Annotated in this window: 16 protein-coding genes; 7 read left to right on the top strand and 9 right to left on the bottom strand. The window is 74.6% G+C overall.

Features of this window, described 5'->3' with window-relative positions; translation table 11 throughout:
- Window positions 1-14: 14 nt before the first annotated feature.
- Window positions 15-887 (bottom strand): hypothetical protein, encoded by an 873-nt coding sequence (locus tag ACQEVB_RS26650; RefSeq protein WP_432976590.1) that lies wholly within the window; start codon window positions 885-887, stop codon window positions 15-17.
- Window positions 888-1,023: 136 nt separating this feature from the next.
- Between ACQEVB_RS26650 and ACQEVB_RS26645 the strand changes: the two genes are divergently transcribed.
- Window positions 1,024-1,908: a hypothetical protein gene (locus ACQEVB_RS26645; protein WP_432976587.1), complete on the top strand. Its 885-nt coding sequence runs from the start codon at window positions 1,024-1,026 to the stop codon at window positions 1,906-1,908.
- A gap of 3 nt (window positions 1,909-1,911) precedes the next feature.
- Here ACQEVB_RS26645 and ACQEVB_RS26640 read toward each other — a convergent pair whose 3' ends face one another.
- The 4 genes from ACQEVB_RS26640 to ACQEVB_RS26625 all read right to left on the bottom strand — a co-directional run bounded on the left by ACQEVB_RS26640 (window position 1,912) and on the right by ACQEVB_RS26625 (window position 4,659).
- Complete coding sequence (locus ACQEVB_RS26640) at window positions 1,912-2,817, bottom strand: M56 family metallopeptidase (protein WP_432976584.1); 906 nt, start codon at window positions 2,815-2,817, stop codon at window positions 1,912-1,914.
- A 143-nt stretch (window positions 2,818-2,960) separates the two neighbouring features.
- The gene (locus ACQEVB_RS26635) at window positions 2,961-3,302 is read right to left on the bottom strand and encodes a BlaI/MecI/CopY family transcriptional regulator (protein WP_432976582.1); all 342 of its coding nucleotides are present in this window, start codon (window positions 3,300-3,302) and stop codon (window positions 2,961-2,963) included.
- A 58-nt stretch (window positions 3,303-3,360) separates the two neighbouring features.
- Window positions 3,361-3,843 (bottom strand): L,D-transpeptidase, encoded by a 483-nt coding sequence (locus ACQEVB_RS26630; RefSeq protein ID WP_432976579.1) that lies wholly within the window; start codon window positions 3,841-3,843, stop codon window positions 3,361-3,363.
- Between the two features lie 90 nt (window positions 3,844-3,933).
- Window positions 3,934-4,659: an enoyl-CoA hydratase gene (locus tag ACQEVB_RS26625; RefSeq protein WP_432976576.1), complete on the bottom strand. Its 726-nt coding sequence runs from the start codon at window positions 4,657-4,659 to the stop codon at window positions 3,934-3,936.
- Window positions 4,660-4,761: 102 nt separating this feature from the next.
- Between ACQEVB_RS26625 and ACQEVB_RS26620 the strand changes: the two genes are divergently transcribed.
- Entirely contained in the window at window positions 4,762-6,231 is a 1,470-nt protein-coding gene (locus tag ACQEVB_RS26620) for a DHA2 family efflux MFS transporter permease subunit (protein WP_432980591.1), read from the top strand.
- Here ACQEVB_RS26620 and ACQEVB_RS26615 read toward each other — a convergent pair.
- Window positions 6,228-6,968 carry a class I SAM-dependent methyltransferase gene (locus ACQEVB_RS26615; RefSeq protein ID WP_432976573.1) on the bottom strand — a complete coding sequence of 247 codons (741 nt, stop codon included), beginning with the start codon at window positions 6,966-6,968 and terminating at the stop codon, window positions 6,228-6,230. The genes ACQEVB_RS26620 and ACQEVB_RS26615 overlap by 4 nt on opposite strands.
- Before the next feature lie 97 nt (window positions 6,969-7,065).
- Here ACQEVB_RS26615 and ACQEVB_RS26610 point away from each other — a divergent pair, with 97 nt between their 5' ends.
- The gene (locus ACQEVB_RS26610; RefSeq protein ID WP_432976570.1) at window positions 7,066-7,620 is read left to right on the top strand and encodes a CGNR zinc finger domain-containing protein; all 555 of its coding nucleotides are present in this window, start codon (window positions 7,066-7,068) and stop codon (window positions 7,618-7,620) included.
- A 4-nt stretch (window positions 7,621-7,624) separates the two neighbouring features.
- Here the strand turns inward: ACQEVB_RS26610 and ACQEVB_RS26605 are convergent, their stop codons facing one another.
- On the bottom strand, window positions 7,625-8,467 hold the full coding sequence (locus tag ACQEVB_RS26605; protein ID WP_432976567.1) for an LLM class F420-dependent oxidoreductase: 843 nt from the start codon (window positions 8,465-8,467) through the stop codon (window positions 7,625-7,627).
- A 63-nt stretch (window positions 8,468-8,530) separates the two neighbouring features.
- Here ACQEVB_RS26605 and ACQEVB_RS26600 point away from each other — a divergent pair, with 63 nt between their 5' ends.
- From ACQEVB_RS26600 to ACQEVB_RS26590, 3 genes are all read left to right on the top strand, one after another.
- On the top strand, window positions 8,531-10,045 hold the full coding sequence (locus ACQEVB_RS26600) for an FAD-dependent oxidoreductase (RefSeq protein WP_432976564.1): 1,515 nt from the start codon (window positions 8,531-8,533) through the stop codon (window positions 10,043-10,045).
- Entirely contained in the window at window positions 10,042-11,625 is a 1,584-nt protein-coding gene (locus ACQEVB_RS26595; protein WP_432976561.1) for a bifunctional 3'-5' exonuclease/DNA polymerase, read from the top strand. Before ACQEVB_RS26600 ends, ACQEVB_RS26595 begins: the two co-directional genes overlap by 4 nt.
- A gap of 198 nt (window positions 11,626-11,823) precedes the next feature.
- Window positions 11,824-12,027 carry a hypothetical protein gene (locus ACQEVB_RS26590; protein ID WP_432976558.1) on the top strand — a complete coding sequence of 68 codons (204 nt, stop codon included), beginning with the start codon at window positions 11,824-11,826 and terminating at the stop codon, window positions 12,025-12,027.
- 95 nt (window positions 12,028-12,122) lie between these two features.
- Here ACQEVB_RS26590 and ACQEVB_RS26585 read toward each other — a convergent pair whose 3' ends face one another.
- Window positions 12,123-12,683: a TetR/AcrR family transcriptional regulator gene (locus tag ACQEVB_RS26585; RefSeq protein ID WP_432976555.1), complete on the bottom strand. Its 561-nt coding sequence runs from the start codon at window positions 12,681-12,683 to the stop codon at window positions 12,123-12,125.
- 65 nt (window positions 12,684-12,748) lie between these two features.
- Between ACQEVB_RS26585 and ACQEVB_RS26580 the strand changes: the two genes are divergently transcribed.
- Window positions 12,749-13,879: an FAD-dependent monooxygenase gene (locus tag ACQEVB_RS26580; protein WP_432976552.1), complete on the top strand. Its 1,131-nt coding sequence runs from the start codon at window positions 12,749-12,751 to the stop codon at window positions 13,877-13,879.
- On the opposite strand, the gene ACQEVB_RS26575 is transcribed toward ACQEVB_RS26580, so the two are convergent.
- Entirely contained in the window at window positions 13,880-14,767 is an 888-nt protein-coding gene (locus tag ACQEVB_RS26575; protein WP_432976549.1) for an SGNH/GDSL hydrolase family protein, read from the bottom strand.
- Window positions 14,768-14,937: the final 170 nt, after the last annotated feature.

The following is a 14,937-nucleotide window of genomic DNA, read 5'->3' as shown; positions in this document are numbered from 1 at the left end:
TCCCCCGATCCGTGTCAGATGCGCAGCCGATTGCGTGCCCGCTGGTCGTAGTAGAGCAGGCCGGTGACCGCGGTCAACAACGCTGCCTGGGCTGTCGCCATCACGACGATCAACGATCCCGTGACCACGGACGCTGCGGGGATCGAGATCTTCTGCAGCAGCAGGATCCCCAGGCCGACGACGAGGAAGAAGGCGAAGGCGGCGGCCTGCGCGAGGAGGTACGAGACCAGGAGGGTCGCGTAGGTGCGCCACCAGTTGCCGTCCGAATGCTCTCGTGCGGCGGCGAGCGCGGCACCGATGCCGAGCCGCTCCACGACGTACGCCGGCCCGGCCGTGATCAGCGAGACCAGGACGCGGACGGCGTACCCGTAGACAGCCATCGACACCAGCGCCAGCGCGAAGCCGAAGAAGGCGCCCGCACCCCCGTTCGGACCGAAGGCCACGAGCAGCAGGAACGGGGAGGTGCCGATCGCCACGATCAGCACCACCACGAGCAGCACGGCCAGGTACACCCCGAGCAGACCCAGCGCACGCCGCAGCCCCGCGGCGAGCGCAGCACGCCCGCTGAGCCGCTGCCCCCGCACGGCGTGGTCGAGCACCACGAACGACGTCGCCGCGGAAACGGACATCAGTGCGCTCCACACCAGGCCGGCGGCGAGCAGCACCACCAGACCCCACGGCCAGAACGGGCCCGGCCAGCCGAGCCCATCCGACAGGAACATCAGCGCGACGAGCTCCGCGGACCCGACCACTGCCGCGGTCGCGGGGAGACCGACGGTCACCGACGGCGTGATCGTGAACAGCCGGAACGCTCCGCCGATGGTCTGGCTCAGATCCAGCGGCCCCATCGGCACGATCGGCCGCTGCGGCCGAACCTCGACATCCATCCCCGTCCCCCCGTCCGGCACGGTAGGGCCCATCGGTCCGAGAAGTGATCACGGAACGACGATCGTCGAAGTCTCCGCAGCGGCGCTGACCGATCCGTTCACGACGCCGGGGCGGCCGGTCCGCGAAGGTACGGGCATGGCTGTCATCGATCTCGCCGCTGCCACCGACTTCCTCGCCACGCACGGCCGCCTGCTCGACCGACGCCGGCTGACGCTGCTCCTGCACGGCGAAACCGCGGGTGTCGCGGAGGCACTGGCGGCCTACCGCAATCCCGACGGCGGCTACGGGTGGGGGATGGAGCCGGACCTGCGCTCGGCCACCAGCCAGCCGGGCCGGGCGCTGCACGCGTTCGAGGTCTTCGCCGAGCTGGCGGCGGCCGGAGAGCCGGTCTCCGACGCCGTGGCGCTGTCCGACTGGCTGTCGTCCGTCTCCGGGCCGGAGGGCGGGTTGCCGTTCGCCCTCCCCCTGACCGACGCGGCGGGCTGCGCGCCGTTCTGGGCCGATCCCGTTCCGGGCCCGTCGCTGCAGATCACGGCGATCACGGCGGCGAACGCGCATCAGGTGGCCCGGCACGATCCCGCGGTGGCCGCGCACCCGTGGCTGGCTGCCGCGACCCGGTTCTGCCTCGCCGCCGCGGCGGAGGTCGGCCCCGACACGCACGCCATCGAGCTCGCCTTCACGCTGCGCTTCCTCGACGCGGTGCACGAGACGGACGCGAGCGCGCCCGAACTCATGGGTGCGCTCGCGCACCTCGTCCCGGCCGACGGGATCCTGCCCGTCGTCGGCGGCGTCGAGGGTGAGTCGTTGCGCACGCTCGACATCGCGCCCGTCCCCGGCCGACCGGTGCGTGACCTGTTCACGGCCGACGCCGTCGCCGCCGATCTCGACCGGCTCGCCGGACTCCAGCAACCCGACGGCGGGTGGCCCGTGGAGTGGCGGACCTACTCGCCGGCCGCCGAGCTGGAGTGGCGCGGCTACCTCACCGTCGCCGCGCTGCGTGTGCTGCGCGCGAACGCCTGACGACTACGGCACCAGCAGCAGCGCCGTCGGCACGGCGACGAGCGCGACCGCCGCCAGCCGGACACCCAGCTGCACCGCCGCCGGGAGCGGCGCGGGCGGATCGGCGATGCGGGCGAGCCGCCGGTCCAGCGCGGTGGTGAACGAGCTGAGCGCCGCGGCCGGGGTGGCGTGCCCCATCGACCCGAGCGCCGCGGTCAGCTCGGCCGGGGCCGCCCGGTTCGCCGCGACGTCGTCGGCCCGCATCTCGACGAGCGCGGCCACGGCGACCTGGGCGCACACCATCCCGCGCACGAACGGCGCCGTCGCCCCCCACGCCACGAACGGCAGCACCACCAGGTCGTGCCGCTCCTTGAGGTGCGCGTTCTCGTGCGCGAGGACGGCCCGGACCTGGGCGGGATCGAGGGTGTCGAGCACCCCGGCCGACACCACCAGCCGCGAGCGCAGCCCCGGCAGGCAGTACGCGACGGGCAGGGGGTGGTCGAGGACGCGCGCGTGCGGCGCGGCGGGCCACGGGGTGCCGAGCAGGTCGAGGAGGTCGCGGTGGCGGGCCCTGGCCCGCAGCGTGCGGACGGTCACCGTGCCGAGCACGCCGACCAGTCGCAGCCCGATCAGCAGCGCGACGACCAGCGCCGCACCGTGCAGGAGGTCGAATCCCGGCGGCCAGGTCCCCGTGCGGATCGCGCCGGCGACCCCGGTGACGGCGGCCGGCAGCGACGAACCGAACGGCGCCAGGCCGAAGACGATGCCCGACCCCAGCAACGACAGGCCGCCGGCGAGCCCGACGGCCTGCCACAGCAGCAGGCCACCGACCGGGTCGCGGGACGGCCAATGGGCGGCCGCGAGGCCGCGGCTCACCGGCTCGGCGAGCAGGACCCCGAGCACGAGCAGGACGAGCGCGGTCACCTCCACGCGCCCCCACCTCCCCGAATTCGCGACCTCACCGTCGCCATCAGGGTGCCATCCGCCCGCGGCCGGGCCTGCGACCGGGCCGGTCCCAGGCGCCACCGGACGAGCACCGCGAGCGCGCGACGCCGCCGGCGCGACCCGACAGCTCAGCCGAGCAGGTCGCGCAGGGCGGCACGCTCCTCGTCGGGCATGTTGCCGAGGAAGCGGGCCAGCGCGGCACCCCGGTCGGGTGCGGCGTCGAGCGCGTCGCGCATCAGCTCGGCGACGTGGTCCTCACGGCTGGAGACGGCGCGGTAGCGGTGCGCGCGGCCGGCCCGCTCCCGCGAGACGAGGCCCTTGCGCTCCAACCGGCCGAGCACGGTGAGGACGGTGGTCGTGGCGAGGTCCCGCCCGTCGAGGGCGTCCTGGACGTCGCGGGCGGTGAGTGGCTCCGATGCCGACCACAGGGTCTCCATGACCGCACGTTCCAACTCACCCAGGCTCGCCACGCACCCATTCTACATTGCGTAGAAGGGTTAGGGCACCCTCAGTTCGATGTATCTCGGATCAGCGCACCTGGACCTGGTCGCCGACCTTGAGGAAGTCGAACCACGCCTTCGCGTCCTCGCGCACCAGCTTCACGCAGCCGGCCGACGGGTTCTCCTTGTTGCCCTCGTGGAAGGCGATCCCGCCCTCGGCGAAGAAGACCGAGTACGGCATCTCCCGGCTGTACTCGCGGCTCATGTAGTGCTCAGCCTTCCACTGCACCGCGAACGTGCCGAGCGGGGTCGGGTCCTCGTCGTCGCCGCTCATGATCCCGACCGGGCCGCGCACGATCTTCCCCTTGTCGAGGAGCCACGCCCGCCCGTTGGAGATGTCGACGCACGCCCGCGCGGACGCCGTGCACGGGGTGCCCTCGACCTGCACGCCCGTCGCGGCCGACGGCGGCACGTACGGGGCCCGTTCCTCGGCGGAACCGATGCCGACCACAGCGACGGTGGCCACCACCGCCAAGGCGCCGGCCAAGCCGGCGCGGACACCCGCACGCACGTTGCGCCTCCTGAGGGCAGATCACGACCTGCAACAGGCTACGCACGCTGCGTGTTCATCGATCAGGTGATCACCACGATCTACCGTCCGTCAGCGGCCGGTGAAGACCGGCGCGCGCTTCTCCGCGCGCGCCTGCTGCCCTTCCCGCAGGTCCGCGCTGGCCCAGCAACCCTCGAACGCCGATTCCAGCTCGGGGTCGCCGACGGCAAGATCCACCCGTTCGAGGACCAGCTTGTTGTAGCGCAGCGTCAGCGGGGCCATCGTCGTCAGGTCGGCCGCGAGCGCCAGCGCGGCCGCCCGGTCGCCGAGCCGGTCCACCAGCCCGCGCGCGTGCGCCAGCTCCACCGGCACCTGGTCGCAGGCCAGCAGCAACGACCGGGCCGTGGCCCCGCCGGCCAGCTGGTCGAGCCGGCGGATCGTCCACGGGTCCACGGCCAGCCCGATCCGTGCCGTGGGCACCCCGAAGATCGCCGACGGCGCCCCCACCCGCAGGTCGGCCGCGATCGCGAGCTGGGTGCCGGCCCCGATCGCCGGCCCGTTCACGGCGGCGACGACCGGCACCGGCGCCGCTGAGACGGTCCGCAGTGCGCGGTAGAGCGCGGTGCGGAACCCGTCGGTGTAGACCTCGGCGAAGTCCGCGCCGGAGCAGAAGCTGGTCCCGGCACCCGTCACGACGATCGCCCGCGCCCCGTCGGCGATCACCGCGGGCACGGCGTCCGCGAGGCCCAGGCAGTGCTCGACGTCGAGTGCGTTGCGCCGTTCCTGGCGGTCGAGCTCGATCAGCCCGACCCCCTCGGCCACCGACACGGTGATCACGTCACTGCGCTCCTCTCCTGCACGGGGGCCGCAGTCTGGCACGGAAATCCCTGCGCGGCCGGTCGCTACGCTCCGCACGTGACGGACGCGACGGCACTGCGGATGGGCACCCCGGCCGGACGGTGGGTGCTCGCCACCACCGTGCTCGGCTCCGGCATCGTGATGATCGACAGCACGGTCGTGAACGTGGCGCTCGACCGCATCGGGAGCGAGCTGGGCGCCGGGTTCACCGGACTGCAGTGGACGGTGAACGCGTACGCGCTCACGCTGGCCGCGCTGATCCTGCTCGGGGGGTCGCTGGGCGACCACCTCGGCCGTCGCCGGGTGTTCCTCATCGGGGTGATCTGGTTCGCCGCCGCGTCGGCGCTCTGCGGGCTCGCCCCCGACGTCGGCACGCTCATCGCGGCGCGGGCGCTGCAGGGGGTGGGCGGCGCGCTGCTCACGCCCGGCAGCCTCGCGCTGATCTCCGCGTCGTTCCACGGCACCGACCGGGCGGCCGCGATCGGGGCCTGGTCCGGGCTCGGCGGGATCGCCGGCGCGATCGGCCCGTTCCTCGGCGGCTGGTTGGTGGAGTGGTCGTGGCGGGCCGTGTTCCTGATCAACGTGCCGCTCGCCGCACTCATCGTCGTGGTGGCGCTGCGGCACGTGCCGGAGAGCCGCGACACCGAGGCCGCGTCCGGGCTCGACGTCTCCGGCACCGTCCTGGCCACGCTCGGGCTCGGCGCCACCACCTACGGCCTCACCGGCCTCGGCGAGCGCGGCCCGGCCGCGGACCTCGTCGCCGCGCTGGTGCTGGGCGTGCTCGCGCTCGTCGCGTTCGTGCTGGTCGAGCGGCGCTCGCCGCATCCGCTGGTGCCGCCGGTGCTGTTCACCGACCGCGTGTTCACCGCGATCAACCTGGCCACGTTGCTGATCTACGGCGCGCTCGGCGTGGTGTTCTTCCTGCTGGTGCTGGAGCTGCAGACCGTCGCCGGGTTCAGCCCGCTCGCCGCCGGCACGACGATGCTGCCGGTCACCGTGATCATGCTGCTGCTCTCGGCTCGTTCCGGGGCGCTCGCCGGCCGCATCGGCCCGCGCCTGCAGCTGGTGGTCGGGCCGCTGGTCAGCGCGGCGGGGCTGCTGCTCTTCCTGCGCATCGACCGGGACACCACGTGGCTGGGCGACGTGCTGCCCGCCGTCGTGGTGTTCGGGCTCGGCCTCGCCGCCACCGTCGCACCGCTCACCGCGACCGTCCTCGACGCCGCCCCGGACCGCTACGCCGGTTCGGCGTCGGGCGTCAACAACGCGGTGGCACGGGCGGCGGGCCTGCTGGCCGTCGCGGTGATCCCCGGTCTCGCCGGGATCACCGGCACCGACTACGCCGACGCCGCCGCGTTCGACGCGGGGTTCCGCATGGCCGTCGTCATCTGCGCGGCGCTGCTCGGGCTCGCGTCCCTCGTCGCGCTCGTGACCGTCCCGGGACGGCGCCGCGAGCCTGCCCCGACGGAGCGGATCCGCATCGAGGAGTGCCTGCACTGCGGGGTCAACGGGCCCCAGACGCTTCCGCGCAACGCCGGACGGTCCGCCGCTTAGCGGACCGCGACCACCACGAAGTCGTCGCCGAACTGCCACACCGTCGAGGCGGCCGAGAAGCCGGCGTCCCGCAGCATCCCGAGATGGTCGTCGACCGTGAGCCCGGTGTTGCCGTCGTGGCAGATCGACACCTCGGAACGGGCGTCGACCTGCGCGGACAGGTCGGGGTCGGCGAGCACGGCGTCCCACCAGCTCGTCCAGTCCTCGTTGTCGACCACGCCCGCGCGGGTGGCGCGCGCGTTCCGCACGAACGTGCCGAGGCCGCGCAGCGCGGGCGGCGTGATCGAGCGGTGGTCGGCGTCGACGAACACGCCACCGGGGCGCAGCCGCTCGGCGAGCGTGCGGTAGAGCACGGCGAGGTCACCGACCTCCAGCCAGTGCAGCGCGGTGGACGAGACCGCCGCGTCCCACGGCCCTTCGAGGGGGACGTCGGCCGGCCAGCGCGGGTCGGCGAGGTCGGTGCGCACGGCCGTCACGCCGGCCTCCGCGGCGAGCGCGAGCAGGACGGGGTCGGCGTCGACGCCGACGATCCGGGCGGCGGGGAGCGCCGCGGCCAGGCGGGTGGACAGCGAGCCGGGGCCGCAGCCGAGGTCGACGACCTTGGGGTGCGGATTCTCCTGGTTCGCCCACGCCACGACGTCGGCGACGACGCGGAACCGCTCCTCGCGATCGGGCACGTAGCGCTCCTGCTGGGCGTCCCACCGGTCGAGCCAGTGCTGTGTCACGCTCGTGGTCACGATCGCCTCCGTAACTGTCGTACACTGCAACGGCAGTTACGATACGAGCAGACGGGTAACTGGTCAAGTGGAATTCGACAGTCACATCGACGGTGTCGTGAACTCGGCGATCGCCCTGATCAACGGGGTCACCCCGGGCCGCCGCGGCGGCCGGCCGGTCGTGGCGCTGGCCGGCAAGGAGCTCACCGCCGCGGTCACCGAGGCGCTCACCGTCGGCATGCGGTTCGACGGCGACGGCGAGCTCGTCGACGACGCCGACGCCGCCCGCATCGCCGACCTCGCGACGAAGCTGCGCGCCGTGATCGAGGACGTCGACGCGGGCCGCGTCGACGACGCCGCGCGCCGGGTCAACGACCTGCTGATCGAGACCGAGGCCCGACCCACCCTCGCCCGGCACGACGGCGAGCCCTGGCACCTGCACTTCCACGCCGCCGACGCCCCGCCGCCGATCAGCTGGGTCGCGCCGATGGCGACCGGGCTGGCCGTGATGATCGGCAACCCGTCCATCGAGCGGTTGGGCATCTGCACGGCGCCCGACTGCGACCGGGCCTACGTCGACACCTCCCGCAACGGCACCCGCCGGTTCTGCTCCACCACCTGCCAGAACCGTGTGAAGACGGCGGCCTTCCGTGCCCGGAAGGCCGCCGTCTAGCGACTCATCTCGGCAGGGCCGCACCCAGGGCGCGGATCGGCGGGACCAGGTCCGCACCCTGCGGCACCACGACCTGCGCGCACACGTGGTCCGCGCCGGCGTCGAGGTGCGCGGTGAGGCCGCGGACGGCGGTCTCGGCGTCGCCGTGCGCGACGAGGGCGTCGATCAGCGCGTCGCTGCCGTCGGGGGCGAGGTCGGCGTCGCTCCAGCCGAGGCGCTTGAGGTTGGCGATGTAGTTGCGCAGGTGCAGGTACGGGTTGGCGACGCGGCCGCGGGCCAGCGCGCGGGCCTGCTCGACGTCGGTCTCCAGCACGACCTTCTGCTCGGGGGCGAGCACGGCGTCGGGGCCGAGCAGGGCTCGGGCCTCGCGCGTGTACTCCGGGGTGACGAGGTAGGGGTGCACGACGCCCGTCCGCTCGGCCGCGAGCTTCAGCACCTTCGGCCCGAGCGCGGCCAGCGCCAGGTGCTCCTGGGGCACGCCGGCGGCGTCGAGCACGTCGAGGTACTCCACGATCGTGCGGTACGGGTCGCGGTAGGCCGCGGTGGCCTCCGGGTGCCCGATGCCGACACCGAGCAGGAACCGGCCCGGGTGGCGCTCCTCGATGCGCTGGTAGGACTTCGCGACCTCGGCGGCATCGGTCGCCCACATGTTCACGATGCCGGTCGCGACGGTCAGCCGGTCGGTGGCGGCGATCAGCCGCTCGGGGAGGTCGAGGTCGGCCGGCGGCGACGAGCCGATCCACACGGTGCCGAAGCCCGCGCGCTCGATCTCCTGCGCGACCTCGGGCGTGAGATCGGCGGCGCTCTGCCAGATTCCGTAGCGGCCCAGTACGGGTGTGGATGCCATGATCGTCCCAACGCGGAGCAGCCCGAACCATTCCCGTCGGTGCCCGCCCGTAGGGTCACACCCGTGCGATCCGCGGCCGGCACCGTCCTCGTCGCCGCTGATCCGAGGGTTTCCCGGCAGGCGCCGCAGGGCACGGAGGCGGTCGTCGTCGGCGGCGGCATCGCCGGGGTGAGCGCCGCCGTGGTGCTGGCGGAGCGCGGGGTGGCCGTCACCCTGCTGGAGGCCGCCCCGACGCTCGGCGGCCGGCTCGGCGCCTGGCCGCACCGCCTGCCCGACGGCAGCACCCAGGTCGTCGAGCACGGCTTCCACGCCTTCTTCCGGCACTACCACGTCTGGCGGGCGATCCTGCGCCGCGCCGATCCGGAGCTGGGGTTCCTGGCCCCGGCGGGCAGCTACCCGGTGATCTCCCGGCAGTGGCCGGCGGAGGACCTCGACGGGCTGCCGGCCCGCGCACCGTGGAACCTGCTCGCCCTGTTCGCCCGCTCCCCCAGCCTCGGCCTCCGCGACCTGCTGGGCTCCCGCCAGCGGCTGGCCACGGAGCTGCTCGCGTACGAGCGGGAGCGCACGACCGCGACGTTCGACCACGTCACGGCGGCGGAGTTCCTCGCCGCGCTGCGCCTCTCCGACCGCGCCGTCGGCATGCTGTTCGAGGCGTTCGCCCGGTCGTTCTTCGCCGATCCCGCCACGCTGTCGGCGGCCGAGCTGATCGCGATGTTCCACTACTACTTCGTCGCGAACCCGCACGGCATCGGCTTCGACGTGCCCGTCACCGACCACGCCACCGCGATCTGGACCCCGCTGGCCGCCCACCTGGAGCAGCACGGTGCGCGGGTCATGACCGGCGCGCCCGTCACCGAGGTCTCCCCCGCCGACGGGCACCGCTGGAACGTGCACGTCGCCGGCGAGCCGCTGCGCACCCGGCACCTCGTGCTCGCGCTCGACCCGGGAGCGCTGCGCGCCCTCGTCGCAGCCTCCCCCGGTCTCGCCGGCTCGGTGCTGGCCCGCCGGGCCGCCGCGCTGCAGGTCGCTGCCCCGTTCGCCGTGAGCAGGCTGTGGCTCGACCGCGACGTCGCCCCGGACCGGGCGGCGTTCTCGGCGGTCAGCCGGGAGGCCACGCTCGACTCCGTCGCCGTCTACTCCCGGCTGGAGCGCCCGAGCGTCGAGTGGGCCGCACGCACCGGCGGCTGCGTGCTGGAGCTGCACTCCTACGCCACGTCGGCGCCCGACGCGTCCACCGCCACCGCCCGCATGCGCGCCGAGCTGGCCGCGCTGTGGCCGGAGACGGCGGCCGGGCGCGTCCTCGCCGTCCACGAGCAGTTCGGCGCCACCGCACCGGCGTTCCCGCCCGGCACCGCCGGCGCACGGCTGCAGGTCACGGGCGGAGCCCGCGGCGTCCGGCTGGCTGGCGACCACGTCGCCACCCCGTTCCTGACGGGCCTGATGGAACGGGCGGCCGCCACCGGCGTGCTGGCGGCGAACGACGTGCTGGCCGAGGTCGGCGCCGGTCCCGAGGAGCTGCGGGGCGGACCGCAGCGCGGCCTGCTGTGGCGGTTGCCGCCGTACCGGTGGCGGTCGTGAGGATCGCCCTGGATCCGGGCAGCCGCGACGGGCCGGTGCGGCTGCGGCGCCTCACCGAGGCCGGTGCGCCCGCCGGCCCGGCGGAGACCGCGACGTTCGACGAGGTCGCCGAGCTGGAGCGCCGCCACGCCCCGCGCTGGGTGCTCGCCCGCCAGCACAGCTACCGGCGGCTGCTCGCCGCGGGCGTGTCGGTGGCCCGCAACCACGACGTCGAGCTCGTGGAAGGCCTGCTCGTGGCCGCGGACGGGCAGTCAGGGGCGCCGCACGGGCTGGCCGCAGCGTCCGCGCGACTGGCCGGCCGCGAGCCCGAGCCCGATCCGCCGCCGCTCGCGGAGGACGATGCAGAGGGCCTGTTCGACACCGGGCCGAGCGACGAGCTGGCCGACATCGTCGCGGTGCACGCCGCCCAGCAGCGCGCGCTCGCGGCCGCGCCGGCGGGCATGCGGCTCCTCGCCGCGGCGGAGTCGGCCGGCGCGCTGGTGGCCGGGGAGATGCATGCTGCGGGTCTGCCGTGGCGCGCCGACGTGCACGACGCACTGCTGACCGACCTGCTCGGGCCGCGCCCGGCGCACGGCGGGCGCCCGCCGAAGCTCGCCGCGCTGGCCGACGAGGTGAGCGCGGCGTTCGGGCGGCCGGTGAACCCGGACTCGCCGGCCGAGCTGCTGCGTGCGTTCGGGCGGGCCGGCCACGAACTGGGCAGCACGCGGTCGTGGGAGCTGCGCCGGATCGACCATCCGGCGGTCGGCCCGCTGCTGGCGTACAAGGAGCTGGCGCGGTTGCACGCCGCGCACGGCTGGTCGTGGCTGCGCACCTGGGTGCGCGACGGCCGGTTCCACCCGGAGTACGTGGTCGGCGGCGTGGTGACGGGCCGCTGGGCGACCCGCGGCGGCGGTGCCCTGCAGATCCCGAAGGCGGTGCGGGCGGCGGTGCGCGCCGATCCGGGGTGGAAGCTCGTCGTCGCCGACGCGGCCCAGCTCGAGCCGCGCATCCTGGCCGCGCTCTCCGGGGAGCACGGGCTCGCCCCGGGCGTCGACGACCTGTACACGACGCTGGCCGCCCGGGAGTTCGGCGGTGACCGGGGCAAGGCGAAGCTCGCCCTGCTCTCCGCGATGTACGGCGGCACCTCCGGGGAGGCGGGCGAGCTGGTGGCCCGGCTGCGGCTGCGGTTCCCGGCTGCGATGGCCTTCGTCGACGGGGCAGCCCGCGACGGGGAGGCCGGGCGCCTGGTCCGCTCGCACCTGGGCCGCACGTGCCCGCCGGCGGGGGCGCTGGCCACCCCGGCCGCTGCCAGGGCCCGCGGCCGCTTCACCCGCAACTTCGTCGTCCAGGGCACGGCGGCGGAGTGGGCATTGGTGCTGCTGGCGGAGCTGCGTGCGGCGCTGCGGGCGGCGGGGAGCCCGGCGCAGCTCGTGTTCTTCCAGCACGACGAGGTGCTGCTGCACGTGCCCGAGGAGGAGGCCGACGCGGTCGTCGCGGCGGTGCGCGCGGCGGCCGCGGTCGCGGGCCGGCGGCTCTTCGGCGACACACCCGTGCACTTCCCCCTCACCCCGCGCGTGGTCGACGGCTACGACGAGCGGTGACCCGGCGGGCCGCGTGACCCGGTCGGGTCACGGGTCTCGGAACGGTCACGAATTGCATGCGTGTCATTTCCCAGGACCGCCGGGGCGCGCCGTGGTTGTCACACGATCGAGTGGCAACTCTCGGTTATTGATGCGATGCTGTGCGTAATAGCGCTCCACTGTGAGCACGAGGAAATCGGTCGCGGAAGGAGTGGCACCATGACCGGTACCGACCCGCCGGACAGCTCGACCGCCGCGTACACCGACCGCGAGCGCGCGATCGTCACCGCGCTCACCCGACTGCGCCCCGCCGGGCTCGACGCCGACTCGGCCGCCCGCGCCAAGGACCGCCTCATGCTCCGGCTGATCGCCGAACCGGTCGACGCCCCGGCACCGACCACCGGCTCCGCGATCGCGTCGTAGCACCCCAACCAGGATCCGACCTCGCAGACGTTGAGACGTCCTCGCAGAGGTTCGACCTCCTGCGAGGACCACCTCGCCTCTGCGAAGTGCGGGGCTCAGCCGCCCAGGCCGGGCTGGGCCGCGAGCACCGGGCCGACCACCGCACGCAGCTGCGCCCCGACCCGCGCCTCTCCCCGCACCATCGACGAGAACAGCACGCCGTCGAACGCAGCCAGCACGTCCCGCGCCGAGCGCTCCGCGTCGGTCGCGCCCAGCTCGGCCAGCACGCTCGCGGCCAGCCGTGCCACCGCCGTGCTCCCCTCCCCCAGCAGCGCGCGCAGGCCGTCGTCGTGCATCGCCGCGACGCTCAGCTCGTAGCGCGCGAGCGTGCGCATGCGCTCCCGGCTCGCCATCACCTCCCCGACGGCGACGAGGAGGTCGAGGAACCCGGTGAGGTCGCCAGCCACCACCTGCGGGCCGGCCAGCTCCCGGTCGACCTGCACCAGCCGGTCCACGCACCCGGCGACCAGCGCCGCGCGCGTGCGGAAGTAGTACGACGTGCTGCCCGGGGCGATCCCCGCGGCGGCGTCGACGGCGCGGTGGGTGAGCCCGCGCATCCCGTCCGCGGCGAGCACGGACAGGGCCGCGTCGAGGATCTCCGTGCGGCGATCTACCACCGAGCCCTCCTCTACATCCGTAGAGATTCATGCTAACCTTCCTCTACGCCTGTAGAGGAGTCGCCATGGATGTCACGATCGTCGGCGCCGGGCTCGGTGGCCTCGCCGCCGCCGTCGCCGCCCACCGCGCCGGGCACGCCGTCACCGTGTTCGAGCGCGCGCCCGAGCTGCGCGAGAAGGGCGCCGGCATCGGCCTGCTGCCCAACGCGGTACTGGCGCTCGACCGGCTCGGGCTCGGCGACGCCGTGCGGGACCGCGCCGCCCCCGCCGGCCGCACCGGCCTGCGCGACCGGCACGGCCGCCCGCTCGTCGCCACCGACCAGGCCGCGTTGCTGGCCCGCACGGGCGCACCGTTCGCGGTCGTGCCGCGCCCTTGGCTGCACCGGCTGCTCGCCACCGCGCTGCCCGACGGGACGATCCTCACCGACGCGCCCGTCGACGACGTCACGACGATCGCCGGCGACGTCGTCATCGCTGCGGACGGCACCAGGAGCGCCGCCCGCGAGCTGCTGTTCCCGGACCACCCCGGGCTCGTCGGATCAGGGGAGATCGCCGCGCGGGCGATCGCCGAGCACACGCCGGCGGGCGCGGTCTTCGGGGAGTTCCTCGACCACCGCACCGGCGAGCGGTCCGGCGCGCTGAACATGGCCGACGGCCGGGTCTACTGGTACGCGACGTGGCGCGAGCCCGTCATCGGCCCTGCGCCCACCGATCCGGCGGAGCGCCTGCGCTGGCTGGCGGAGCGGCGCGCCGACTGGCACCCCATGATCGCCGAACTGATCACCAGCACACCGGCGGACGTCGTCCACGTGACGGAGACCGCGCAGCTGGCCCGGCCGCTGACGGCGTTCCACCAGGGACGGATCGCGCTCCTGGGCGACGCCGCGCACGCGATGACCCCGGACATCGGGCAGGGCGGCGGCCAGGCGTTCGAGGACGCCGCCGTACTGCAGACGGTGCTGACCGGCGCGACCGACGCCGAGGCCGCGCTCGAGCACTACAGCGCCCTGCGCGTACCGCGGGTCACCGAGATCCTGGCCGCGGCGCAGCAGGCGCACCGGGTGCTGGGCCTGCACGGCCCGCGGGCACGGGCACGCGATCTCCTGCTCCGGCTCGTCCCGCAGGCGGCCGCGACCAGCGCGATGGCCCGGCAGCTGAAGTTCCAGCCGCCGGCGACGGTGCTCGCCGGCGCCTGATCAGGCCCGGACGCCCAGGGTGTCGAGCACGGCGGCCGCCTGGCCGGCGGTGCCCAGCGAGTTCGGGTGCACCGGCGCCGCGGGCGCGGTCGGCACGAGCCCCTCGATCCACTTGGTGCCGGGCACCTGGCACACGTCGTGGCCGATCGACGGCGTGTAGGTGTCGACGAAGACCGCGCCGGCCGAGCCCGCCTCGTCGGCGATCATCGCGTTCAGCGCCTTCTCCGTGCTGCGCAGGTACGCCACGTCACCCGGACTGAACGGCACGACGGGGAAGCAGCCGGGCCCGCTGTCGGGCAGGATCGCCGGGTAGCCGACCACGACGACCTTGGCATCGGGGGCGCGGTCGGCGATGCCGGAGAGGACGGCGCGGATCTTCGGGGCGGTCTGCTCGATCCGCTGCGCCAGCTGGTCGGTGCCGCCCGAGGTGTAGAAGTCCTTGCAGGCGCTACCGGTGGGCTTCAGCGGCGAACGGGTCGCGCACTGCTGGATGATCTCACCGAACCCGATGTCGTTGCCGCCGATCGTGACGCTGACCAGCGCGGCGTCAACGGTCACGGCATCGAGCTGCGGCGGGTTCGAGCCGCCGGTCACCGGCTGCGCCGACGTCATGTCCTTCGTGGTGGCGCCGCCGCAGGTGACGTCGCGGACGTCGGTGATGCCGAGTCCCTTGGCGACCAGCGACGGGTAGTTGTGCGTCGAGCGCAGGCACCCGGCCGGCTGCCCGGTCTGCACCGGGACGAGCGGGGCGGACGCGTACGAGTCGCCGAGCGCGACGTACCGCCCGGTCTCGGCCGCACCGGCGGGCGCGGTGGACAGCACGAGGCCCGCGAGCGCGGCCACGGCGACGGTGAAGGAAGCGGCAACCGGACGGCGCAGGCGGGTCACGTCGGGCTCAACGACGCACCCGAACGGGGGTTACCCGAGGGTACAGATGGTCCACAGCTGCCACCGCTCCCCGTACTTCTCGATCATCGCGGCCGACGTCCAGCTCGACCAGCACGAACGTGCCCGTGGCGACATCGTAGGGCGCCACCGCAGGACCGTCGACGGCCACC

The sequence above is a fragment of the Pseudonocardia sp. CA-107938 genome (genome assembly GCF_050936315.1).
Classification (GTDB): domain Bacteria; phylum Actinomycetota; class Actinomycetes; order Mycobacteriales; family Pseudonocardiaceae; genus Pseudonocardia.
The sequence above is the reverse complement of the archived record's forward strand: the minus strand, read 5'-3'. Positions and strand labels throughout refer to the sequence as shown.

What these genes read in the sequence shown, in the direction of transcription:
- ACQEVB_RS26650 (WP_432976590.1), bottom strand. Translation starts at nt 887, where the DNA reads ATGGATGTCGAGGTTCGGCCGCAGCGGCCGATCGTGCCGATGGGGCCG.
- ACQEVB_RS26645 (WP_432976587.1), top strand. Translation starts at nt 1,024, where the DNA reads ATGGCTGTCATCGATCTCGCCGCTGCCACCGACTTCCTCGCCACGCAC.
- ACQEVB_RS26620 (WP_432980591.1), top strand. Translation starts at nt 4,762, where the DNA reads ATGGGCACCCCGGCCGGACGGTGGGTGCTCGCCACCACCGTGCTCGGC.
- ACQEVB_RS26605 (WP_432976567.1), bottom strand. Translation starts at nt 8,467, where the DNA reads ATGGCATCCACACCCGTACTGGGCCGCTACGGAATCTGGCAGAGCGCC.
- ACQEVB_RS26590 (WP_432976558.1), top strand. Translation starts at nt 11,824, where the DNA reads ATGACCGGTACCGACCCGCCGGACAGCTCGACCGCCGCGTACACCGAC.
- ACQEVB_RS26580 (WP_432976552.1), top strand. Translation starts at nt 12,749, where the DNA reads ATGGATGTCACGATCGTCGGCGCCGGGCTCGGTGGCCTCGCCGCCGCC.